Source organism: Limnospira platensis NIES-39 (assembly GCF_026000695.1).
GTDB classification, from domain to species: domain Bacteria; phylum Cyanobacteriota; class Cyanobacteriia; order Cyanobacteriales; family Microcoleaceae; genus Limnospira; species Limnospira platensis.
Genome location: NZ_AP026945.1, coordinates 6,243,696 through 6,266,376, shown reverse-complemented (window position 1 = coordinate 6,266,376; position 22,681 = coordinate 6,243,696). Strand labels below are relative to the sequence as shown.

18 protein-coding genes and 2 pseudogenes are annotated in these 22,681 nt (G+C 45.5%); 8 read left to right on the top strand and 12 right to left on the bottom strand.

The genetic code is table 11. The features are described from left to right. Positions 1-70 precede the first annotated feature (70 nt). The 7 genes and pseudogenes from N39L_RS30735 to rsmH form a co-directional block, all read right to left on the bottom strand. Positions 71-840, bottom strand: a pseudogene (locus tag N39L_RS30735) (RNA-guided endonuclease TnpB family protein). A 136-nt stretch (positions 841-976) separates the two neighbouring features. Beyond that, positions 977-1,177 carry a helix-turn-helix domain-containing protein gene (locus N39L_RS30730; RefSeq protein ID WP_231852506.1) on the bottom strand — a complete coding sequence of 67 codons (201 nt, stop codon included), beginning with the start codon at positions 1,175-1,177 and terminating at the stop codon, positions 977-979. Beyond that, a pseudogene (locus N39L_RS30725) lies at positions 1,140-1,712 on the bottom strand (IS607 family transposase). The gene N39L_RS30730 and the pseudogene N39L_RS30725 overlap by 38 nt, the downstream one beginning before the upstream one ends. A gap of 250 nt (positions 1,713-1,962) precedes the next feature. Further along, positions 1,963-2,892 carry a tRNA epoxyqueuosine(34) reductase QueG gene (gene queG / locus N39L_RS30720; RefSeq protein WP_014277309.1) on the bottom strand — a complete coding sequence of 310 codons (930 nt, stop codon included), beginning with the start codon at positions 2,890-2,892 and terminating at the stop codon, positions 1,963-1,965. Between the two features lie 78 nt (positions 2,893-2,970). Continuing rightward, the gene (locus N39L_RS30715) at positions 2,971-3,402 is read right to left on the bottom strand and encodes an ATP-binding protein (RefSeq protein ID WP_006619517.1); all 432 of its coding nucleotides are present in this window, start codon (positions 3,400-3,402) and stop codon (positions 2,971-2,973) included. Next, positions 3,392-5,074 carry a SpoIIE family protein phosphatase gene (locus N39L_RS30710; RefSeq protein WP_014277308.1) on the bottom strand — a complete coding sequence of 561 codons (1,683 nt, stop codon included), beginning with the start codon at positions 5,072-5,074 and terminating at the stop codon, positions 3,392-3,394. The genes N39L_RS30715 and N39L_RS30710 overlap by 11 nt, the downstream gene beginning before the upstream one ends. 41 nt (positions 5,075-5,115) lie before the next feature. Next, complete coding sequence (gene rsmH, locus N39L_RS30705; RefSeq protein ID WP_014277307.1) at positions 5,116-6,054, bottom strand: 16S rRNA (cytosine(1402)-N(4))-methyltransferase RsmH; 939 nt, start codon at positions 6,052-6,054, stop codon at positions 5,116-5,118. 107 nt (positions 6,055-6,161) lie between these two features. Between rsmH and N39L_RS30700 the strand changes: the two genes are divergently transcribed. Both N39L_RS30700 and N39L_RS30695 read left to right on the top strand, forming a co-directional pair. Then, positions 6,162-7,346: an NAD(P)H-quinone oxidoreductase subunit H gene (locus N39L_RS30700; RefSeq protein WP_006619520.1), complete on the top strand. Its 1,185-nt coding sequence runs from the start codon at positions 6,162-6,164 to the stop codon at positions 7,344-7,346. 75 nt (positions 7,347-7,421) lie between these two features. Then, a complete protein-coding gene (locus N39L_RS30695) occupies positions 7,422-8,138 on the top strand; it encodes a TIGR00266 family protein (protein ID WP_014277306.1) in 717 nt (238 codons plus the stop codon). Between the two features lie 7 nt (positions 8,139-8,145). Here N39L_RS30695 and mnmE read toward each other — a convergent pair whose 3' ends face one another. Beyond that, positions 8,146-9,555, bottom strand: a complete 1,410-nt coding sequence (mnmE, locus tag N39L_RS30690; RefSeq protein ID WP_014277305.1) for a tRNA uridine-5-carboxymethylaminomethyl(34) synthesis GTPase MnmE — start codon at positions 9,553-9,555, stop codon at positions 8,146-8,148. Positions 9,556-9,668: 113 nt separating this feature from the next. Beyond that, on the bottom strand, positions 9,669-12,383 hold the full coding sequence (locus N39L_RS30685) for a DEAD/DEAH box helicase (protein ID WP_014277304.1): 2,715 nt from the start codon (positions 12,381-12,383) through the stop codon (positions 9,669-9,671). 228 nt (positions 12,384-12,611) lie between these two features. Between N39L_RS30685 and N39L_RS30680 the strand changes: the two genes are divergently transcribed. From N39L_RS30680 to N39L_RS30670, 3 genes are all read left to right on the top strand, one after another. Then, a complete protein-coding gene (locus N39L_RS30680) occupies positions 12,612-13,751 on the top strand; it encodes a M14 family metallopeptidase (RefSeq protein ID WP_014277303.1) in 1,140 nt (379 codons plus the stop codon). Between the two features lie 45 nt (positions 13,752-13,796). Continuing rightward, positions 13,797-14,696: a carbohydrate ABC transporter permease gene (locus tag N39L_RS30675; protein WP_006619525.1), complete on the top strand. Its 900-nt coding sequence runs from the start codon at positions 13,797-13,799 to the stop codon at positions 14,694-14,696. Between the two features lie 288 nt (positions 14,697-14,984). Then, a complete protein-coding gene (locus tag N39L_RS30670; protein WP_014277301.1) occupies positions 14,985-15,821 on the top strand; it encodes a hypothetical protein in 837 nt (278 codons plus the stop codon). A 6-nt stretch (positions 15,822-15,827) separates the two neighbouring features. On the opposite strand, the gene N39L_RS30665 is transcribed toward N39L_RS30670, so the two are convergent. Next, positions 15,828-17,177 (bottom strand): lysophospholipid acyltransferase family protein, encoded by a 1,350-nt coding sequence (locus N39L_RS30665; protein WP_006619527.1) that lies wholly within the window; start codon positions 17,175-17,177, stop codon positions 15,828-15,830. Between the two features lie 179 nt (positions 17,178-17,356). On the opposite strand from N39L_RS30665, the gene N39L_RS30660 reads away from it, so the two are divergent. Together N39L_RS30660 and N39L_RS30655 are read left to right on the top strand one after the other, a co-directional pair. Further along, a complete protein-coding gene (locus N39L_RS30660; RefSeq protein WP_006619528.1) occupies positions 17,357-18,118 on the top strand; it encodes a DUF928 domain-containing protein in 762 nt (253 codons plus the stop codon). 4 nt (positions 18,119-18,122) lie between these two features. Continuing rightward, on the top strand, positions 18,123-20,360 hold the full coding sequence (locus tag N39L_RS30655) for a CHASE2 domain-containing protein (protein WP_006619529.1): 2,238 nt from the start codon (positions 18,123-18,125) through the stop codon (positions 20,358-20,360). Positions 20,361-20,383: 23 nt separating this feature from the next. Here N39L_RS30655 and N39L_RS30650 read toward each other — a convergent pair whose 3' ends face one another. Both N39L_RS30650 and rpe read right to left on the bottom strand, forming a co-directional pair. Beyond that, the gene (locus N39L_RS30650) at positions 20,384-21,004 is read right to left on the bottom strand and encodes a hypothetical protein (protein ID WP_006619530.1); all 621 of its coding nucleotides are present in this window, start codon (positions 21,002-21,004) and stop codon (positions 20,384-20,386) included. A gap of 188 nt (positions 21,005-21,192) precedes the next feature. Further along, positions 21,193-21,894, bottom strand: a complete 702-nt coding sequence (gene rpe, locus N39L_RS30645) for a ribulose-phosphate 3-epimerase (protein ID WP_006619531.1) — start codon at positions 21,892-21,894, stop codon at positions 21,193-21,195. 175 nt (positions 21,895-22,069) lie between these two features. Between rpe and N39L_RS30640 the strand changes: the two genes are divergently transcribed. Next, positions 22,070-22,459 (top strand): hypothetical protein, encoded by a 390-nt coding sequence (locus N39L_RS30640; protein ID WP_006619532.1) that lies wholly within the window; start codon positions 22,070-22,072, stop codon positions 22,457-22,459. Positions 22,460-22,681: the final 222 nt, after the last annotated feature.

The window sequence follows — 22,681 nt, the reverse complement described above, 5'->3', positions numbered from 1 at the left end:
GCCTCAAATTTAGCTACCCGCAGACAAGCCCCCCGCTATTGTAGGGTTAGCTTTGGGATTACTGATACATTTACGCGACATTTATCCGGCTATTGCCTGACAATGCTACGATAGCACTATTACCCGTTAAGGTAACAGAGGCGGTATCCCGCAAAGCTTTTAGAAAGATTCCAAAAGCACCGTTCCAGTCCCTGGGTTGAACCCACACTCAGGACATCGGAACACTTTTGAGCCACCTAGCTGGGAATGGACATGACCACAGTGAGTACAGGTTTTGCTGGTGTATTCTTCGGTCACATCTACAACTGTGGTTCCAGTTATTTCCCCTTGATGTCTCAGGGTTAGTTTGAATCGATAATGCGCCCATGTCAGCATGGCGCGGGCAGTCTTGGATTTGATTTTCCGCTTGGCTTTGGCAACCATGTTGGAAGTCTCGAAGGTGGGCAGAAAAATTATGCTGTAGTCATTAGTCAAGTAGTGAGCAATTTGTTTGTGGGCTTCATCAACTAGATTGCGGATTTTGGTTCTCATTCGTTGAGCCGCTTGCCTCATCCGTCGCCTTCTTGAACGACAGGGTTCCTTGGCGATTCGGCTCATCAAATCATCCAAATGTTGACATAGCCTAGTAATGCGTCCAATATCCCCGGAGCCCAATTCCAGAAACCGAGAGCCATCAAACCCGGTCATAAAAGTTCGGACACCTGGGTCTAATGCAATTACGCCATTCGCTTCAGTTGGGTTAACGGCAACTGGTTCAGGGAAAATCGCCAACCATCGACCTTTGGTAAACACCAACTGAGTCCCTTGCCCGCAAGTTTTAGGGATAGCTTCGGAAACCATGAAAGTTAATCCTTTCGTGAGTCTTGGATACCAACTCCCTGAAGAGAAATTAGTATTATTGAACTTAATCCCTTGAGAACTATCCCGACAGCTCGGTGGCCTTGCGCCAGGACTGACTGAAAAGGCGAGATAGGCATCAAAGATAGCATTCTGCCGAATATGGCCGGGTGTTTCTTTGACCCATGCAGGCAAGTCGCTCTGCATCACTTCCGCAGCGTAACTTTAACTTGCTTAGTCGTTTACCACTCCGGGATAATGCAATTGCTTGGTTGTAGCAATACCGACAAGCAGCCAGCCATTTACGCCAGACTTGATTTAGCTCTGGGCTGGGGTAAATCCGGATCTTCTTTGACCTGAGTTTTGTATTTACTCCGTCCGTATAATCGGGAACTGAAGCAGTGGAGGATGGCGAGGATGTCCTCAACCATTTCTGGTTCTCGACTGAGACTTGTCTCGTTGAGAACCATGAGTGAGCACCTGTTTTGCTCACAGAGCCATCGAAACAAGTCAAATCCCCATCTGGCCAATCGGTCTGGGTGGGCAACGACAACCATGCGGACATCTCCTGACAAGACTTATCCCAGTAAGGCCAGCATTTTCTTTCCCTTGAAGTTGAGCCCGCCTCCGATTTCGGAGACGACTTCTGCTTCGGGGTAGAGGTTGGACAGTGCGGCCACCTGTCGGTTGAGGTCGGACTGCTGGGCGCGGCTACTAACTCTGGCATAGATAACGACTTTGCGTTTGTCACTGCCTGATTTGGCAGCAGAATATGACTCAACGTTGTATCGTCGTTGCCCAGCCGGGGTTCTGATGGTCTCGATTGAGCCATTGGAGTCCCATCTGGGGAGTGTTCTTTCATGGACTCCAAGGATTTAGACCGCTTCCTTGGGTTTGACATATCTGGCAATAGGTTTATCCTCAACTATTCTCGCTTCTTATACCGTATTGCCCTAAAATATTAACCTAATTTGAGATTAAATCATGCTCCCGTTTCAATTGAGAGGTACTGCTTTGCTTAGGAAGGCTTCGCCAACGCAGAAGCCAGCTACTTTCTTGGCTACTTCGGTAGCCTCAGTCAGTGAAGCGTCAAGAATCACCGTGGCTTCAGCGGGCGTGAGTATGTCAAAATTTCATGTTAGCCTGAGCATTACGCCGCCACATATAGGGCTTAATTCGGCGCAAAGCTGAGGCGGTAAACCTCTCATTCCAGGTTTCATCAGAAATAGTGGCTAATTCTTCTAAAGTTGGTGCCAGATTTTCCGGATAGGGATTAAAGGCCGCTTCTTTTGTGGGTTTAGCAAATCTTTCATTCCAGGGACAAACATCCTGACAAATATCACAACCTGCCACCCAATTATTAAGATTAGTTGCTATTTCTGGGGGCAAGTTTTCCGCTCGGTTTTCTATGGTATGATAAGCAATACAGCGGTTTGCGTCTACTACAAAAGGTTCAGCGATCGCATTAGTAGGGCAGGCTGACAAACAGCGAGTACAAGTGCCACAATGTTCTGTATGGGGGCGATCGTACTCTAACACCAAATTAGTTAACACCTCTCCCAGAAACACCCAAGAACCGTAATTTCTAGTAATTAGATTCCCATTTTTAGCAATCCAACCCAACCCCGCCCGTTGCGCCCATAGCTTATCCTGAACCGGTCCCGTATCAGCATAATAGCGGGCTTCGATATCTTCCCCCTGCTGTTTTAACCACTGACAAAACTGCTTTAATTTCTTATGCAAAATGCGGTGATAATCTCGTCCCCAGCCATAGCGAGAAATTTTCGCATATTCCGGCTCATTTTTATGTTGATGTGGTGTATAATAGTTAATCGCAACACAAATAAGCGATCGCACTTCCGGCATAACTAGGCGAATATCCTGACGTTTAGGATTATCCATCCAAGCCAGATCCGCCTGATATCCTGCTTGTAACCATAGACGCAACCCTTCCACCTCTTCAGGGGTTGTTGTGGCTGGCGTAAAGCCGACCTGATCAAAACCTAAATCTAGGAGATATTGTTGAATTTGAGAACGGTCAACAGAAGCAGCCATCAGAGAGAAAAGTCAACAATGGAAAGTGGTTAATCATGGGGCTAATGCCACCCTATGGGGGGTGGTGGGATTAGAGTGTCAAGACGAGGACTCCTTAGAACCCAAACTAGCCTGTAACTCCAAACAATTACGGCCATCAGTCTCAAGTTTATAATCAACCCGATCCATGAGGCGCTTCATAATCAACCACCCATAACCATGTACTGGCTTATCTTCAGGTAATGGTGGTTCATAATCACTCATTTCATATCCCTTACCCTGATCCCAAATTTCCAAGCGAATGTCACCTTGATCAAGTTGTAGGCGAATAATCACCGGAAGATCAGGCTGATCGCGGTGAGCATGGCGAATCACATTAGAATAGGCTTCAGCTAGGACTAGGCGAAACCGATTCGACTGACGGGGCCAATCCACCGAGTCCCCTAACTGGACTTCCAAACTGCTTAATAGCCAGTGTTCAACAACTTCTAAAAACCGAATATCGCTCGGCACCTGTAATTCAGTGATCATCTGTTGACACAACCTCCAGAGAGAGTATGGTTTGATCGTCCTCCTGAACCGGATTTTGTTCACGGATGGAAGCCAGTAAAGCCTCTAAATTTAATAGGCTAGTTTGTTGTTTTAGGAGTTGCCATAACCCCTCCTGTTGCAGCATGGCACGGGCGGAATTACCATCATTGCCTTGTTGTAGCACAGTAGCCTCTGTAATTCCATCACTGGTTAGTAAAAATACATCTCCAGGGGACAAGACACGACTACCTACTTTTCCGCGCCAGATTGGGAGAATCCCTAAAGGAATACCCCGTTCTTTCAGAAAAATCGGCTCAACTGTGACATGGCCATCACCATTAAGGTTTTGTTGTTGGAGGGTGCGATGATCCCAAATCAGGGGGTAGATATGTCCAGCATTAGCATAGGATATTTCTCCTGTTGCTGGTGTGTAGCGAGCCAAAACCATGGTAATAAAGTGGTTATTGCCAATCAGATCATCAGATAAGATGCTATTAAGATTGTGCATTACCTGTTCTGGTTCTGGGGAAGTATCTTGAGAGAGTTCTCGACGCAAGACAGAAATGGCACTAGCCATAAACAAAGCTGCGGGAACTCCCTTCCCGGAAACATCCCCCAAAGCCACCCAAATATCCCCCATAGAGTGGATATAGACCTCAAAGAAATCACCCCCAACTTCTCTAGCTGGATAGCAGCAGGCTTGTAGCTTCAGATTGTCAAATTCCGGCCAACTTTGGCGGAGTAAATTCATCTGAATTTGACGAGCAACCTTTAACTCACTCTGCATTTGCTCGGCGAGTTCTAGGGTACGTTGATATAGTCTAGCTTGAGACAGGGCGAGAGATGCTTGTTCGGAAACTACTTCTAACAGTTGAATATCCTCTTCCGACCAGGGTTGGTCTGCGCCATGGCGGTAAACGGCTAAAACGGCTAACAGGTCGTGTTGATAGGTAAGGGGAACTACAATGTGGCTGATGGTATCATCTCCCTGACCGCTGTGGGTCTGGGTTTCACGGGTTTCTACAGCCGCTTGCATCAAGGCTATGATATTGTCGGGTTCCGGGTGAGATTCACTCTGATAAGAGAACTCCTGTTCTGACAAAGAGCCCGATTCGATGGGTTTAACCTTACAAGCCAAGGCTTCAAAGGTTTCACCTACGGTATCTGCAATGGTTTGCAGCATACTTGCATAGTCGAGAGACTCGCGCAAGGCAATTACCACATCATTGTATAGCCGCTCTCGTTTCAAAGACCGACGCAGGGCGTTAGTGCGCTGTTTAAAAAATTTATAGGTTTCGGAGGCTTGCTGAACAACGGTTCGCAGTTCCTCTGGATTCCAAGGTTTGGTGATATATTTGAAGACTTGACCGGAGTTGATAGCTTCGACCAAATCTTCTACATCAGTGTATCCGGTCAGCAGAATACGGATAGTGTCGGGAAAGCGTTCAACGGTTTTACCGAGAAACTCTGTCCCATTCATTTCAGGCATCCGCTGATCGGAAATGATAATAGCCATTTCTCCCTCTTGATCAAGAATCTCGAGGGCTGTTAGGGCGCTATCGGCTTTGTGGACTTTGAAATCACGGCGAAACGTCCTGAACAGCAGGTCTAGGTTATCGGGTTCGTCATCGACGACCATTAGTTTCAGTTTGCGACCTTCTCCCCGACTCATGCTCTACGTTTCTCCTAGATCAATCAGGCATCTTAAACATCTTACCGAAAAACGGGGTTTAAAGTCTCATTTGTATTTCTTTGTGCCAATCTAAGTTTAGCGGAACGGGCGCGAGGATTTTGGCTAATTTCATCTGGCTGGGGAGTTATGGGTTTTTTGGTTAAGACTTTGAGTAGGGGATGATGGCGAAATCCGTGTTTGACTGGCCGATCTTCTAGGCTGTGGAAACTGATGATGCCGATACGTCCTCCGGGTTTAAGCCAGGTGGGGGCTGTTTCTAGGAAGGTTTCTAGGGCGCTTAGTTCTCCGTTTACGGCTATGCGTAGGGCTTGGAAAACTCGGGTAGCTGGGTGTATTCGCCCGTAACGGTACTTGGAGGGGACGCAATTGGCGATCGCCCCCGCGAGTTGTTCTGTGGTTTGAAAGGGTCGTTTTTCGACAATCTGCCTTGCTATGCGCCGAGATAGTCTTTCTTCGCCGTAGGTATAAAAGATATCAGCCAATTGTTTTTCGTCCCAGGTGTTAATGATTTCGGCGGCGCTGAGGGGGTCTTGTGGGTTCATTCGCATATCCAATGGTCCACAATGACGGAAACTAAATCCTCGTCCTGGGGTATCTAGTTGATGGGAGTTCACCCCTAAATCAGCTATGATGCCGTCAAATTGTGAGGGACTCGATGGATATTGGCTAAAGTTTCCGTGCCAAAATTGCAGGCGATCGCCACAATTACCCATAGTATCCATTAACATTGACTTGGCGGCGGCGATCGCTTCTAAATCACGGTCAATCGCCGTCACCCGCACATTAGGGGCCCCTTGAAAAATCATCTTTGTATGTCCCCCGCCGCCAACCGTAGCATCGAGATAGTGACCACCCTCCTGGACTGCTAACCCCTCGATTAATTCCCGCCCCAAAACCGGAATATGGACAAATTTCCCAGCCAATTCTAAATTATCCAAATCTCTACCTTTCTCAGACACCCCAAAATCCCTATAATCAGTTAAAGGAAACTCAAATTAATCGGCAAGTTACGCAGATTTGACGAGACTATAAGACCATCATAAACTCTAGCGCCATCAATAACGATATGAGCAGAATCGAAACTCGCACCGAACCCATGGTCATCAACATGGGACCCCATCACCCCTCCATGCACGGAGTGTTGAGGCTAATTGTCACCCTCGATGGCGAGGATGTAGTAGACTGTGAGCCCGTCATCGGCTACCTACATCGGGGCATGGAAAAAATCGCCGAAAACCGCACCAATATCATGTATGTTCCCTATGTTAGCCGTTGGGATTATGCGGCGGGGATGTTCAATGAAGCCGTAACAGTCAACGCCCCAGAAATGCTGGCTAATATTGAGGTTCCCAAACGTGCCCAGTACATCCGGGTAATCATGTTAGAGTTAAACCGGATCGCCAATCATTTACTGTGGTTAGGACCATTTTTAGCAGATTTAGGCGCGCAAACTCCCTTCTTCTACATCTTCCGAGAAAGGGAAATGATTTATGACCTTTGGGAAGCTGCTACTGGCTATCGCATGGTTAATAACAACTACTTCCGCATTGGTGGAGTCGCCGCCGACCTTCCCTATGGTTGGGTTGATAAATGCCATGATTTCTGCGATTATTTTCTCCCCAAAGTTGATGAGTATGAAAAACTAATCACCAATAACCCGATTTTCCGCCGCCGTATCGAGGGTTTGGGAGTTATTACCCGTGAACAAGCCATTAACTGGGGACTCTCTGGCCCTATGTTGCGCGCTTCTGGGGTTAATTGGGATCTTCGTAAGGTCGATCATTATGAATGTTACGATGATTTGGATTGGGATGTTCACTGGGAAACTGACGGAGACTGTCTCGCCCGTTATGTAGTGCGAATTCGGGAAATGCGGGAATCTGTTAAAATTCTTCGCCAAGCCTTAGATGGTCTTCCTGGGGGCCCCTACGAGAACTTAGAGGCACAACGGATGATGGGAGGGCCTAAGTCTGAGTGGAATAATTTTGATTACCAGTTTATTGGGAAAAAAATTGCTCCGACTTTTAAGATTCCTTCTGGAGAACATTATGTGCGCGTCGAAAGCGGTAAAGGGGAATTGGGCATTTATATTATCGGTGATGATAATGTTTTCCCCTGGCGGTTCAAAATTCGGGCAGCAGACTTTAATAATTTGCAAATTTTTCCCGATTTAGTTAAAGGTGAAAAAGTGGCTGATATTGTGGCGATTTTGGGAAGTGTAGATATTATTATGGGGTCAGTAGATCGCTAATCTGATTTCCCCGAACATATAGGGGCAAGTCTTTGGGCTTGCCCTCCATGCTTACTTCTCACGGTATTTTGACTTATGGCTGATGTAATTGATTACAAAATCTACGGTAATGATTTGCAATTGGTGGAAATTGAACTAGACCCCGGTGAGGGAGTTCAAGCCGAAGTGGGAACCATGACCTATATGGAAGATGGTATTCAAATGCAAACGGGTATGGGGAAAGGGGGGTTATTCTCTGGTTTTAAAAGGATGATTACCGGAGAAAGTTTCTTTATTACTACGTTTTTAAATAATGGTAAACAACGTTCTAGGGTGGGTTTTGCGGCGACTTCACCAGGGCAAATTATTCCGGTTGATTTAGCTCAAATTGGTGGGGAATTTTTGTGCCAAAAAGATGCGTTTTTGTGTGCTGCTAATGGTACGGAAATTAATGTAGCATTTACTAAGAAATTAGGGGCTGGTTTCTTTGGGGGGGAGGGATTTATTCTGCAACGATTAAAAGGGGATGGTCTGGCTTTTATTCAAGCGGGAGGGGCGATGATTCAAAAAACTTTACAACCTGGTGAAACTTTGCGAGTTGATACGGGATGTTTGGTGGCGTTTTCTCCGTCGGTGCGCTATGATATTCAGTTTGTGGGTGGTTTTCGTAATGCTTTATTTGGTGGGGAAGGGTTATTTTTGGCGAAAATGACGGGACCGGGTATTGTGATTGTTCAAAGTTTACCATTCTCTCGACTTGCCGATCGCATTAATTCTATGATTACTCTCCCTGCTGTCAGTAATGATGGATGATTGTTGATTATTTACCAATACAAAATCGACTAAAAATCCGGTCTAATACTGATTCGGTAACTTCCTCTCCGGTGACTTCTCCTAGGGCGTGAATTGCGCCGCGTAGGTCGATAGTCCAAAAGTCAAAGGGTAGACGATCGCCTATGGTGTTTTCCACTTGTTCTAGGGCTATTTTCGCACGGGTAAGGGCTGCTGCTTGACGTTGGTTAATGGCAAATTCCAGATTAGCTGATTGTAGGTTTTCCGTATGGACAGCGTTAAGGATGCTTGTTTCTAAATCGGTAATCCCTTGATTAAGGGTGGCGGCGGTTGCAATAATTAACGATGGTTTAATGTCAAGTTGATTAATAATAGCTTGACGTAAATTTTCTAGCTGTGCTGAGGATAGGCGATCGCTTTTATTCATCACTACAATTATTGGTCGATTTTTGACCTGCTGATAAATCTCATTTTCCCCTTCTGTCCAGCCCTTTTCACAGTCCAGGGTAAATAATACCAAATCCGCTGATTGAGCGGCTATCTGCGACCTTTCCACCCCAATTTGTTCGACTTTATCATCAGATTTACGAATCCCAGCCGTATCAAGAACTTGTACAGGAATACCCCCGACCACTAGCTGAGACTCTACCACATCCCTAGTAGTTCCGGGTAGGTCTGTGACAATGGCGCGATCGCTACGACTCCAAGCATTTAATAAGCTAGATTTTCCCACATTAGGACGACCAACAATTGCCACTTTTAAACCTGTGCGTAAGAGTTCCCCCCTATCTGCTGTGTCTAAGATATCAGTTAATTGCTGGAGGACCTCTTGTAATTGGTGGATAATTTCCGATTCATTTAAGGGGGGTAAATCTTCTTCAAAATCGACCCTAGCTTCAATTTCTGCTAAAATATCTAAACAGAGCGATCGCAGATGATGTATCGGATCGGCTAATTTTCCCCGCAGTCCAGCCAAAGCCGCAGACGCTGCCTGGGGAGACTGAGCCCCCACAAGTTCAGCGACACTCTCAGCTTGAGTCAAATCTAGTCGCCCATTGAGAAACGCCCGCAGGGTAAACTCTCCGGGGGTGGCTAGTCTGGCTCCGGCTTGTAAACAAAGCTGTAGGACCTGTTGAACGGGGATAATACCACCGTGACAGTGGAATTCTACCACATCTTCGCGGGTGTAGGAGCGGGGAGCGAGCATTAAGAGCAATAAAGCCTCATCCACCAGTTGCTGTGTGTGGGGATGATGGATATAACCATAGAGAATGCGGTGGCTTGACCAGGGCTGATTTCCTGGGGCTTTAAATAGGGTTTTAGCGATCGCTACAGCTTCTGCTCCAGACATTCTGACAATGCCAATACTGCCCTGTTGTGGCACAATGGCAGTGGCGATCGCAGCAATAGTTTCACTTTTGGTGGAAATTGGAGACATTTTCGTAATAACCAATATTACCAATTATCAAGTAGGTTGTAGGGGCGACATCTAGCCATCATCTAGCCTCCCTCCCCAGAAGGGAGAGCCAGCCAGAATCATCGATGAGCCATTTACTGCACACCCTCATTAACCGGAAAGCGATCGATTAAATTTTTAGCCTCGATCGCATTATCTTTCAGCGTACTACTGAGGTGAGGAACATGGGGAATCTGCGAGAGAAAATCCCGAGTGCGTCGTATAATCCTGACAATATCCCCCTCATCAAGAGTAGTATTTTTCACCAATTCCGCCCATTCTACCCCACCAGCCCACTGTTCAAGAATAGCACTGAGGCGCTGATGTTCTCGGCGTTCAGGAAGCACCAAAAACTCAACACGGTGGCGACCCTGAACCTTAATCAAAGATCTACGCAAAGACCACAGGCGGTTCAAAGTTTCCTGTACCACCTCCGAAAGCTGATAATGAGTCCAACTATCAGACCGAGAAACCTCAGTGACCAAAGCAGAACAAGCACCAGCCAAATTATAAGGCTCTAGGTTATCAAATTCTCCCGACATCAAAACCAACCCCAACCACAACTCATTATCCCCTCGCAGCGCTGCTGTAGCCTGTCCCAACTTAGTGGGCTGCAAATCATCCAAAGCCTCAAACTCTTGTAAAATGTCAATCAGATTCAGAAATTCCCGCCAATTACGTTCCAAATATTGACGCAACTCTTCCTGATAATCAACAATTTCCTTCTGAATAGCCGAACGGCGGCTCAAGCGTTTGAGGATTTTTTGAGGTTTCCCAAACTTTTGGGCTGGGTGTGTAGCTAAAATTTCCTCGACCTGTTCAATGCGAGTGATTTGGTTAACTACCTCTGGGGCCGTATCTGCGACCAACAGTTCTGGAATTTGTACAGCCAGGGCTTCGGTTATTTCATCTCCCCGTCGTGACTGTCCCAATTTAAACTGCATTTCTGGCATTTCCAAATGATCCACCCAGGTAAGCCTAGGAAGTTCAGCGTGTAAATTAACCACATCCATCGCCGCCACTATATACCAACGGTTATCTCGCCCCAAACATAGGAAATAGGGCGCTTGTCCAGGGCTAGGGGTTTGGGCAACCAGTACGGCGGAAATTGGCGGTGAGTCAGACTTGCGGGCGGTGGGGACGTGCTTACCCCGGAGGCTGACCAAAGTACCAAACGCTGCCAAGTCCAGGGCTTCTGCCATTTTTTGAGTGCGGGCTTCTCTGGCTTGTTTTTGCAGGGTTTTTAACAGTCGTTTTTCCTGCTTGAGGCGTTGCTGCTGCTTTTCATACTCAGCGAGGGTGTCTTCTAGGGTATTGATGTCTAAGTCCTCTCCTAAGCCTAATTCGGCTTCAACTTGGGCCAGTTTTGTTTCTAGGTTTTTAATATGTTGTTCTGCTGGAACTAAAGATAGGGTGGAGATATACTGACCAAAACTGCGTTCAACTAGGTTTTTTGCCTTTTCTAGGCTGTGGGTCTGCAACAGGTTCAGCACCATGCCATAACTGGGGCTAAATTGACTGACTAGGGGGTTGGGTTTGGATGTGGCTAAATAGGCTGCTTCCTCGGCTCCCTCAAAAGGGGTTTCTACGGTAACTACATGGCCGATGGTGTCCATGCCGCGCCGTCCGGCACGTCCTGACATTTGCAAAAATTCGGAGGCTCTCAGGAGGCGATGACCGTCGTCTGTGCGCTTGGATAGGCTAGAAATTACGGTGGTGCGGGCGGGCATATTTATCCCAGCGGCTAGGGTTTCGGTGGCGAAAACTACTTTAATGAGTCCTTCCTGAAATAGCTCTTCTACAAAGATTTTCCAGGCGGGAAGTAGTCCGGCGTGGTGGGATGCAATGCCTTTGGCGAGGGGTTCGAGTTGTTTGGGACGGGCGGCACCGGGGGTTTCTTTGATGAAACGGTTAATGCGATCGCGTAAAATTTGCGCCTCTTTGGGGCTGACTAGGGATAGATGGCTAATATCACCCACAGCGCGATCGCACCCACGACGGCTAAATATAAAATAAATCGCCGGTAACATATCCCGTTGTTTCAGTCGCAATACAATATCGGCTAGTTCTGGTACACCGCTTTTGCGGTTATAACTGCCACGCTGACGCGCTCTACTGCTTTTGGCTAATGATGGGCTGATGCGGCGTTTGCTACCATCGAGAAGGGGAAACATCCCTTTGCTGTTGCAAAAGTAGAACTCTACCGGGACCGGACGAGAATCGGAAGATATTAATTCTGTGGGACCGTGTACTCTTCTGATCCAATCGGTGAGTTGCTGTTGGTTGTCTACAGTAGCCGATAAGGCTAACAGTTGTATATTTCGAGGACAGTAGATGATTGATTCTTCCCAAACTGTGCCGCGCTGTCTATCATTCATGTAGTGGCACTCGTCAAGGACTACGGCTTCCACTCCTTCTAGGGATGTGCCTACTTCACCTATGGGAGTACCATAGAGCATATTTCGGAAAATTTCTGTGGTCATTACTAAAATGGGGGCATCCCTATGAAAGGAGATATCCCCGGTGAGTAGTCCCACCATCTCATCACCGAATTGTTCCCGAAAATCTCTTAATTTCTGATTGGAGAGGGCTTTTAGGGGTGTGGTGTAGAAGACTCGGCGACCGTTGGCTAGGGCGCGATGGATGGAATATTCCCCAATTAGGGTTTTTCCGGCTCCGGTGGGGGCGCATACTACTACGGATTTTCCCTCCTCTAAAGCGGCGATCGCCTCCTTCTGAAAATCGTCGAGTTCAAAAGGGAATAGATAACTTAAATCGAGTTGGGGGCTGTTTTGGATAGGATTTGACACAGGGATAATCTTTAAAATGAACAAATAAGTTAAATTGATATAGCAATCCTAAATGATTTTGTGACCAAGCCGGTGAGTTACCAACCTAGCCGGACGCTTTTACCAAGCCAGCTAGATACTGGCACTAATCTATCAGCCTATTGTAGCCTTTCCCTGAAAATCAGGAGTTGCCCAGGCTCACCGGGTCTTGATACAGGTTTGAGATTCTACTATCAAATGTGTCTGATCATGATACCGACAATTTGGACTATCCCTTTATTGCAGTTGGCTTCGGGCGATCGCCTGGGGTTACAGGTTTATCGGTTTCAGGGTGCAGATCCTGGCAAAAAAGCCTATATACAGTCTAATTTGCACGGCGCGGAAATTAGTGGCAATCAGGTAATTCACCATTTGATTGGGTTTTTGTCTCATTTAGACCCTTCCCAATTGGTCGGGGAAATTTGGTTAGTCCCAGTTTGTAATCCCCTAGGAGTTAATCAGCGATCGCACCATTTTTCTCCTGGTCGCTATCATGTTTATGATGGTAAAGATTGGAATCGCATTTTTTGGGATTATCAAAAAACCGGGGATGATATCGCCAGTTTTGCCCGTGCTAACCGGGATTTTCCCACCCCACAAATTATCGCCAATTATCGCCAAAAAATACTGGCAAAATTCCACAATTCACATAATTATAAAATCCACAGCAGTAGTCGCCTTCCCTACGGAGAATATTACCGCTATCAACTACAATCTCTGTGCCTTGATGCTGATTATGTCATTGATTTGCACAGTTCCACTAATCAAGCGATCGATTATTTGTATTGTTTCCATAGTCGAGAAGAAAGCGCCAGAGGTTTTTTGTTAGATTATGGTATTTGGATGAATCAATATGATGGAGATGCTTTTGACGAGGCTTTTTTAAAACCTTGGTTAGCCCTAGAACAGGAATTTAAATTGTTAGGAAAACCCCTAATTTTTGACATTGAATCTTGGACTCTGGAATTGGGCTCAGGTATGACCATGAACCCCGATTCAGTCCAGCGCGGATTAATCGGAATTAAAAATTATCTCGCCGCCAAAGGCATCTTAAATATTGAAAAATTCCCCCTGCCACAAACTGCTAATTATCCCATTAAACTCGTTCCCAAAACTCATATAAAAAAATACTATGCCCCCCAGGGAGGTATGTTTACCAATTCTATTAATATTGGCGATTCCATTACCAAAAACAGTAAAATCTATGATATACTATCCTTCGACAAAGACCAACAAACATCTACAATTCTCCCCGTCTTGGCAGAAGCTGATGGTTTAGTGCTAGATATCGCCACCAACCACAGTGTTAATGAGTTTGATTATGTTTTATCAGTCATGGAAACCCCATAAAACTCATTTTAATAAATCGATTACTATGTCCTATTATCTGTGTATATGAATCACCCAAAATCACCCCCCAAGTTAACATTAGATCAAGAATCAGTAGCCGCCTGGGTGTTCCTAACTCCCGCCTTGTTTCTGATGGCAATATTTATTATCTGGCCGATTATTTATTTAATTTACCTCAGTTTCACTCAGGGAAGTTTTACCCGGTCTGGCACCGAGTGGGTAGGACTAACCAACTATCTGCGCTTAATTGTTAGCCCTGATTTCTGGCAGGTTATTGGTAATACAATTTACTTCACCATTGCCACAGTTATTCCGAGTTTAATCATTCCCCTCGCCCTAGCTGTAATGTTAGACCAAACCTTGATGCTGCGGGCGTTTTTACGGACTGCTTATTTTATCCCTTCTATTACCTCCTTAGTCGCCGTAGGTTTGGGTTGGCGGTGGCTATTTCAAACTGACGGTCCTGTTAACGGCTTTTTATCACAAATTGGCTTTGACCCCATTCCCTGGTTAAGTAGTACCGTCTGGGCTATGCCCATTTTAATTTTACTAAGTATTTGGAAACAATTAGGCTTTAACTTAGTCGTATTTTTAGCCGGACTGCAAACCATTCCCATTAACCGTTATGAAGCGGCGGAACTTGATGGCGCGGGACCCTGGCAAAAATTTTGGTATGTGACTCTACCCGGTCTCCAACCTACCTTAGTATTTGCGACTGTCACTACAGTTATTTTTACCCTGAGAAGTTTTGAACCCGTTTATGTAATTACTGGCGGCGGTCCCCTCAACTCTACCAATTTACTGGTTTACTATATTTACGAACAGGCTTTTTCCCAGTTTGATTTTGGCTACGCAGCAGCGGCGGCGACTTTACTGTTAGCGATCGCCCTAGTCTTAGTCTATTTCCAGCTTCAGATTTTTGGCGAAGACCAAGCCAGCAAATAATCAAGAAGTGATCAATCACACTTGCGGAATTTGCCATAATCCTGTTGTTTATTAATTAGCAGGGGTGGGGATAACCCCACTTAGTCCCCTGGGTGCGTATCTCTAATTAACCGCCAGCCGCAAAAGTCCCTAAAATAATTATGGATAATGCCAAACCCGGTAATAGCAGAATACCTAGCATCAACATTTCATGTTCAGTCATTGAGTAGATTACCTCATAACGTTAACCAATAGCCTAGCATTTTCGGACAAAAAAAGCACACTGAAATTTAATGTCAGGATTCACCCATGAAAAAACGAGTTAAACGTCTGTCTTTCACTGTAGCGATGACAGTTTCTCTGTTGCTAATTGGGGCGACATTAGCCGTGTTAGGCATTTTTGATGATATGTTAAACTGGGATATTTTTAGCCCGCAAGTTGAACAGCTTTTAAGGGCAATTATGGCGGGGTGTATTGTCCTGAGTGTTTTTGGTGTCGCCATTACTTTTGTGTTGGGTATTCAAGAAATTGTTAAGTCTATTGGCTTACTCCAAAAAAGTCGAGGTTTGGATGAGTTGGAGACTGTTGCCGACGCGCCCAAAACTACCTATATGTTATATATGTCCGGTGTCGTGGCGGTTTTTGCCGTGTTAATTAGTGCTTTATCTGTCGCTAATTTTATGATTACTAACCATCGTAACCGTGTTTTTAAACGCATTGCTACAGAACAAATGCAGCAACTCAGCGATGAGTTTGTGCAGCAGGTTTCTCTATTAAATGAACCGCCGAGGGCTAATGTTCCTAACACCTTGGATGATTTAATTAGAAGTGTGCAAAAGTTATCGTTTGTGAATGATATTACTCTGTATTTACCCGACCAACAGGATGATATTATTATCTGGAATTATGATTCTATGTGGGTTGATTATCCGCAAAAAGGATTTGAACGTCAAATTGTGGCTAAGGAATATGAACAGGCGATTCAAAGTGCCTTCCAGGGACAACCGGAACTGCTGCAAGCCTTGAATGGGACAACTAGCTTTCAATGGTATTATTTAATCCGTGATCAACAAAATCAACCCTTGGCTGTGTTACGGATTAATGGTAATCAAAGGGAGAATTTTCGGGAGTATAAATTAAAATAAATCTGCCTAAACAATTAACTCTTCTAGGGCGATTTGTAAATCTTGGGTTAAATCAGCGATCGCTTGACGACGACTGCTTCGATAACTAGCCCACCGTGGGGATACAGCAATAGGTTCACCCACCCTAGTTTTAACTAACTGTTTACCTAAGTTGGGGGTTTTATTAGGGTTCACGCCTTTTAATCTAGCGATCGCCGTCCAAATAATGATTACCGTATCCGCAAAGCGATCGAACGAGGGATTTTGCTTAATATATTCCCCAGTCACAGCCACAAAACTTTCCACTAATCTCATGTGCCACATTCGCAAACTTGCTTCTTCCGCCAGGCGATTAGCTAGTCCTAAATCGACCGCTGATAAATCTTCGGGAGATTTCAGATTTTCCCGATATATATACTCCCAACCCGCCTGTTCCAGACGGCGACAACGGCTAGTTAAATCCCCTATAGGTTGAATACCAAAATAGCTTTCAGAAACCTTTAACGCGATATCTAGCAGGGAATGGAGGCGTTCCGGTAAATCTTGCTGGTCACTGGACTGGGGAATATTTTGATGATAGAATTGGCGATATAAGTTCTCCATCAAATTTAGTAAATAGTTACCCAGGTTAATTAAACGGGGATATAAATTCTCAAAAACAGGCTGATGGTTAGATGTCGATAAGCCGCAATCTGTTTCCATCTCCGTTAACAGGGATTCTAAGGCTTTCCAGTTATCTTGAACATAAGAGTATTGAACTCCTAGGGGAACAATCAAAACTGTTTCTGGGCGCTGGAGTTTGTGGAGGTCTTCCACACACCAAAAAGCCATTTGGGCGATACCGGGTTCTAGGGGGCTAATTAATTGATTATGGCCGTTAGTTGCACCTTCTGGAGCCGCAGCTATGGGGAAACGACCGTTAACAAATAAATGGCGGGCAGATTTTAAGCCAGGGCGATCTATGGTGCCGCGTAAAATCGAACTTCCGCCCAATTGAGGAAATAACCAAGTCACGAAATTTCCCGCCCACAGAGGAATACCGCGATCATAAATAAAATGAAAATGCACGGGGTCTTGAAGGCTGACACCCTGAGATTTTGCCAGGGCTGGAATACGCCGCCAAAATACCTGGGAAAGGGCTATGGGGTCATTGGGGTTGGGATGACGAAAAGCGAGGAGGAAGCGAATTTTTGAGGCTTGGAATTGTTGGAACAATTCAATGATGCGATCGCCTTGTTCTATCTGAATATCAGCGATCGGTGTTTTCCAGGCCATCCACAGCGGCATAAATGTCTGGGACAGTCGCAAAACCAGCGGGTTAAACTTGGGGGGGAGAAATTCTAGGGGGGGTTGGGCGTAGGTTTTAGTTTTGGGCATATAATGTTAGGGTATTTTACTACAAAGTTCGGGAACGTGCTGATTATGCTATGAGTCTCTAAAATAGATGAGTGCTGTTTTTACCAACTTGAATTGAAAAGATTAAACTAGGGTCATCAGTTGAGTGCATCAGTTGTCTGTAAATTGGCTCAACGGATTATGGAGGTATAGAATTTTACATGAAAATCAAATTTTGGCGCGGGCGGACACTGTTAACTACGATCGCATCTACTATATTAGCGATCGCCACTCCCCTTTCCATCACCACAGCCCTAGAATTTCCACAAGGTCCAAGTCGCCAGCCACCTCAGTCAACCGCTGGAGGAGGAACCCGAGGGAATGCCAGCACCATTGTCGATGGCACTTGTGACAACAACAGTGATTTTATCACCCCCCTATTACCCATTGGTTACGAGGTCTTAAAGACCGCTTCCCCCAATCCCAGCTTTTTCCTGTACGTTCCCAAAACCAAAGCCCAAAAGGCTGAATTTTTGGTGCTAGATAGCCAAGGTCGGGATGTCTATGTGGAAAGTTTCGCCACACCCGCACAAGGGGCTATTATGAAAATTAGCCTACCGGAAACCGTTTCCTTGAGAGTGGGAGAAACCTACACCTGGCAATTTTCCCTATTTTGCGATCCTAATCAAAGGGATTTAGACGAGTCCATCACAGGAGCTATTGAACGGATAGAATTAGACGAGGAACACAAAGCTAGAATTGCCGCCGAAACTGACCCCATTGATAAGGCGGTACTGTATGCAGAACAACAGATGTGGCCGGAGACTCTCCTGATTGTGTTAGGACTGCGAGAAACTCATCCCGAAATTTGGCAACAGTTGATGGAGTCCGTAGGATTAAAAGATATCGCCTCTAAACCCATCGCCCCCTGTTGTATTCCAGAAATTGAGGAAACTGTGGGTTCGGAAATCGAAGCATCGTAACTAAATGCTCAAAACCATTAGAGAACGATTCTGGAATTGGCGGGTTGTCCTGGTGACGACCCCCTCTGTCGCCCTCGCCGTGATTTTATTACGGCTAACTGGTATTTTGCAAACCTTGGAATTGGCTGCCTATGACCAGTATATGCGCTGGCGACCCCCGGAAAGCCGTGATAGTCGCATTGTCATCGTTGGTATTGATGAGGATGACCTTAAATTTATTGGTCAAGGTTATGTACCAGATGGGGTGTATTTTGAGTTAATCCAACGACTAAATGCCATGAATCCTAGGGTAATCGGATTAGATATTTATCGAGATTTACCCTTTGAACCTGGGCATTCCCAATTGGTGCGGCTTTTTGAAACTACAGATAATCTAATTGGTATTGAAAAAGTCATAGGTGATCACTTTTTTAGTCGGGTGGGACCCCCTCCCGCCTTGGCTGCTAAGGGACAAGTTGGGGCTAATGACCTGATTGTTGATCAGGATAATAGGGTGCGTCGCGCTTTGCTATATTTCCCCAGAGAAAATGGGGAAACTGTCCATAGTTTTGCCGTTCATTTAGCCCTGAGATATTTAAATGAAGAACCGGACTTTTCAGTTGAGATTGTAGAAGGTACAGATAATTGGTGGAAATTTGGTGATGTGGTGTTTGTTCCCTTTGAGGGGAATGATGGCGGTTATGTGCGCGCCGATGATGGTGGCTATCAAGTTTTACTTAACTACCGAGGACCTAGCCAGCATTTTGAAATTGTCTCCATGCGAGATATTTTTGAAAACCGGGTAGCCTCAGACTGGGGAAGCGATCGCATTATTTTAATCGGTTCGGTGGGCGAAAGCATGAAAGATTTATTTTCTACCCCCTACACCCTAGCCCCAGATCAACGCATGACCGGCGTAGAAATCCATGCTAATATTGTTAGTAACATCATCAGCGCCGCCCTGGAAAATCGACCTCTAATTAGAACTTTACCAGAAGTTATCGAATGGCTATGGATTCTGTTTTGGTCTGGTCTGGGGGCGACCCTAACTTGGCGATTACGCGACCCCACTAGAGTTGGACAATTCCTATTTAAAAGAGTTGTGATTTTGGTGATGGCTGGGGGTATTTTATTAGGCTTTACCTTTATCGTATTTTTAGGCAGTTGGTGGTTACCTGTTGTACCTTCATCCCTGGCTTTGGTCGGTTCAGTAGTGGTAATTACTGCTTATATTGCTCGTTCAGCATCCGATATCCGTAAAACTTTTGGTAGATATCTCAGTGATGAAATAGTTGCTAATTTGCTGGAACACCCAGAGGGATTAAAAATGGGTGGCGAACGTCGTAAAATCACCATTTTAACCTCGGATTTACGGGGGTTTACCGCGCTTTCTGAACGCTTACCCCCTGAAGAAGTTGTGCAAGTGCTGAATTTCTATTTATCCTATATGGCTGATGTCATTACCCATTATCAAGGGACAATTGATGAATTTATGGGGGATGGTATTTTAGTGTTATTTGGTGCGCCTACCCTGCGCGAAGATGACCCAGAAAGGGCGGTGGCTTGTGCCGTAGCCATGCAGTTGGCTATGGCTCAGGTAAATGAACAAATGGAGAAGTGGGAATTACCCGCTTTAGAAATGGGAATTGGCATTAATACCGGAGAAGTGGTCGTTGGTAATTTGGGTTCGGAAAAACGCACTAAATACGGAGTTGTAGGAAGTCATGTTAATCTCACCTACAGAATTGAGTCTTACACCACAGGCGGACAAATTATTATTTCTGAAGAAACCCTCAATTGTACTAATCCTAATTTAGTTAAAATTGATGATAAGAAATTGGTACAACCCAAGGGGGTTAAAAATCCCATAGCTATCTATGAAGTCTCTGGAATTGCTGGGAAATATAACCTATTTTTACCCAAAGAAACCGAAATATTTTATTCTTTGTCTCAGCCCATATCATTACAATATACGGTCTTAGAAGGTAAGCACGTTGGCGAAAACCTATTTTCTGGGCGGTTATTAGAACTCTCCGATCGCAGTGCTTTAATCGGTGCAGAAGATGGTACAGACTCTTTACCGCTGGTGTTGACTAACATCAAACTGAATCTGAAATCATCGGACTCGGAACTGCGGGAGGATATCTATGCCAAGGTCTTAGAAAAACCAGCCGAACCGGGTAAATTTTATATTCGTTTCACCTCCAAACCTCCTGTAATTGAAGCGAAACTTAATGATATTTACCAGATTATTAAAGGCTAAATCAGATTCAGGTATAGGCAAAATTAAGTAATTCCGCCAGTAATTTGGGCTACTTCCTGACGGCGATCGCTCCAAATTTCCATGGCTGTAGCCGCTTCCTCCAAGTCGGAAAACTCCTGCATTTGTCGTTCGATTTCCGGGACTAAATTATCGAGAGATTCCAGACTTTGGCAGTGTTTCAGAATCACCCGCCAACCTTCGAGCCATTGTTGACAAGCCTGCTGGTGTTCCCGAAGGGGTTTAAGATTTTCTTCTTCCTGAATTTTGATAAGTTCTTGTTGTTTGAGTTTCTGGGATTGTTCCGCCCAAGCCGATCGCCAGTTTTCTATGTCTTGGGCATTATAGCGTTTGGAGTAGCGCGAGATTTCAGTGCTAAATATTTCCCCTAGCAGATCTAGGCGATCGCGATCGCTTGTTTGCTTAATAGCTGCAAGTCCTTGTTCCACCCACAGAGGCAGAACCCGGAAACTAACTAATGTCGCCCTCATACCTATGAGTTTAACCCAAATTTGATGTGCCCAGAACTCTAAGCGATCGATTTGGCGAGGTGGGACTCCCAGATAAGTAGCCACCTCCAACCAAACACGCGCTAAAGGCCATTGGCGAGGATTGATGATGCCTGATGTGATTAGTGTTTCAACCATACTTTACTTAGATAACCTAGATTCTGAAGCCATGCCAATCCTAACTCGATGTCCACATTTAGTAGCTCAACAGGAAGGCTCACCCATAATAACTCACTATGTGGGGATTGGGGGGAGCGATTTTACTTAGTCTCTAGTAGGATTATCTAACATTACGCCCCCCCCCTGAGTTCAGTAAGGCCAGCAGTTTAGACCGTCGCTAATTCAGGACTAGGGCGCTTACTATTACGAATACCGGCGATCGCCTGCGAATAATTATCAGCATTAAACACCGCCGAACCTGCCACAATAGCATTAGCCCCAGCTTCCAACACCTGCCAGGCATTATCAACCTTCAAGCCGCCATCAACTTCAATCCAAGGGTCAAGACCCCGCTCATCGCACATTTGGCGCAGTTGGCGAATTTTAGGAACCACAGTCGGGATAAACTTCTGACCTCCGAAGCCGGGGTTGACACTCATAATCAACACCAGATCGCACACATCCAAAACATACTCAATCAACTCCAGCGGAGTAGAAGGATTTAATACCACACCGGACTGTTTGCCACATTCCCTAATCAGGTTGAGAGTCCGGTGGAGGTGAGGGGAAGCATTATGTTCAGCGTGAACCGAGATAATATCAGCCCCAGCCTTAGCAAAATCTTCAACATACTTCTCTGGTTCCACAATCATCAAGTGAACATCCAGAGGCTTTTTAGTAACGGGCCGAATAGCATCAACAATCAGAGGACCGATGGTAATATTAGGGACAAAGCGACCATCCATAACATCAACATGAATCCAATCAGCGCCCGCTTCATCAACAGCGCGAATTTCTTCTCCAAGACGACTGAAATCTGCTGATAATATAGATGGGGCGATAACAACTGATTTTTGGGATTGACTCATAGCGATTGTGTTTCCTCCAACATCTGGTCTTTTTATCCAGTGTATCAGAATTTGCTGACCCCAAGGGACAACCAAAAAAGTGCTTCTACTACCCCCGTTGGTCAATTCCCTAGGGAGTATCTTCCCATACCGACCCCAGCGATCCAACCTATCAGCCTGGAGATGAGGATATCTTATGCGGCATCATCGGGACCAACCCAGCGATAGAATATCTATCCAACAGTTTGTGTATTTAATTCCCGTGTTGGGCTTTTTCCCGGCCCTATGGACTTTGTATCGCCATCAGGGTACACCCCAAGAACGCGCTACCTGTCGCTTAGTCGTGACTTTAGCATTTAGCTGGTTGGCTGGCAATTTGCTTTTGCGCGGTGGTGCTAGTCTTGCGGAAATCCCGGAACTACCTGTGTTGTTAACTAGCAGTGTTCTGACCACAACTTACTTTTTAGTTAACTTTGGCTTAATGGTGCGTCTATGGAAAGATAAACCCCTGTGGTTGCCTGCAATCAGTCCCTTCTCCGAAAAGGTTATGCGTCGTTATCTGGGGGATAATCCCCCTAACTCCTGAGTTGCTGAATATTAAACTACAGTAGATTTGGGTGAGTTGTATATCCTGTTATGGCTGGCTGATGCTGAAAGAATGGATTATTCTGGCGGATATGATTACTCCCCCTTGGCCTATGCTAACCATTGCTAACAAGGGCGATCGAGCATTATAATTGACCAATTGTCAATTGATATCACAATTTCTCGGAAGTGTCTGTAAACTCTTTGTATATTAAAATTGGTG

Excerpts from the sequence above, each read along its gene's own strand:
- N39L_RS30675 (WP_006619525.1), top strand. The coding sequence starts at position 13,797 with ATGAATCACCCAAAATCACCCCCCAAGTTAACATTAGATCAAGAATCA.
- N39L_RS30715 (WP_006619517.1), bottom strand. The coding sequence starts at position 3,402 with ATGATCACTGAATTACAGGTGCCGAGCGATATTCGGTTTTTAGAAGTT.
- mnmE (WP_014277305.1), bottom strand. The coding sequence starts at position 9,555 with ATGTCTCCAATTTCCACCAAAAGTGAAACTATTGCTGCGATCGCCACT.
- rpe (WP_006619531.1), bottom strand. The coding sequence starts at position 21,894 with ATGAGTCAATCCCAAAAATCAGTTGTTATCGCCCCATCTATATTATCA.
- N39L_RS30695 (WP_014277306.1), top strand. The coding sequence starts at position 7,422 with ATGGCTGATGTAATTGATTACAAAATCTACGGTAATGATTTGCAATTG.
- N39L_RS30650 (WP_006619530.1), bottom strand. The coding sequence starts at position 21,004 with ATGGTTGAAACACTAATCACATCAGGCATCATCAATCCTCGCCAATGG.
- queG (WP_014277309.1), bottom strand. The coding sequence starts at position 2,892 with ATGGCTGCTTCTGTTGACCGTTCTCAAATTCAACAATATCTCCTAGAT.
- N39L_RS30640 (WP_006619532.1), top strand. The coding sequence starts at position 22,070 with ATGCGGCATCATCGGGACCAACCCAGCGATAGAATATCTATCCAACAG.
- N39L_RS30665 (WP_006619527.1), bottom strand. The coding sequence starts at position 17,177 with ATGCCCAAAACTAAAACCTACGCCCAACCCCCCCTAGAATTTCTCCCC.
- N39L_RS30660 (WP_006619528.1), top strand. The coding sequence starts at position 17,357 with ATGAAAATCAAATTTTGGCGCGGGCGGACACTGTTAACTACGATCGCA.
- N39L_RS30670 (WP_014277301.1), top strand. The coding sequence starts at position 14,985 with ATGAAAAAACGAGTTAAACGTCTGTCTTTCACTGTAGCGATGACAGTT.
- N39L_RS30700 (WP_006619520.1), top strand. The coding sequence starts at position 6,162 with ATGAGCAGAATCGAAACTCGCACCGAACCCATGGTCATCAACATGGGA.
- N39L_RS30710 (WP_014277308.1), bottom strand. The coding sequence starts at position 5,074 with ATGAGTCGGGGAGAAGGTCGCAAACTGAAACTAATGGTCGTCGATGAC.
- N39L_RS30655 (WP_006619529.1), top strand. The coding sequence starts at position 18,123 with ATGCTCAAAACCATTAGAGAACGATTCTGGAATTGGCGGGTTGTCCTG.
- N39L_RS30680 (WP_014277303.1), top strand. The coding sequence starts at position 12,612 with ATGATACCGACAATTTGGACTATCCCTTTATTGCAGTTGGCTTCGGGC.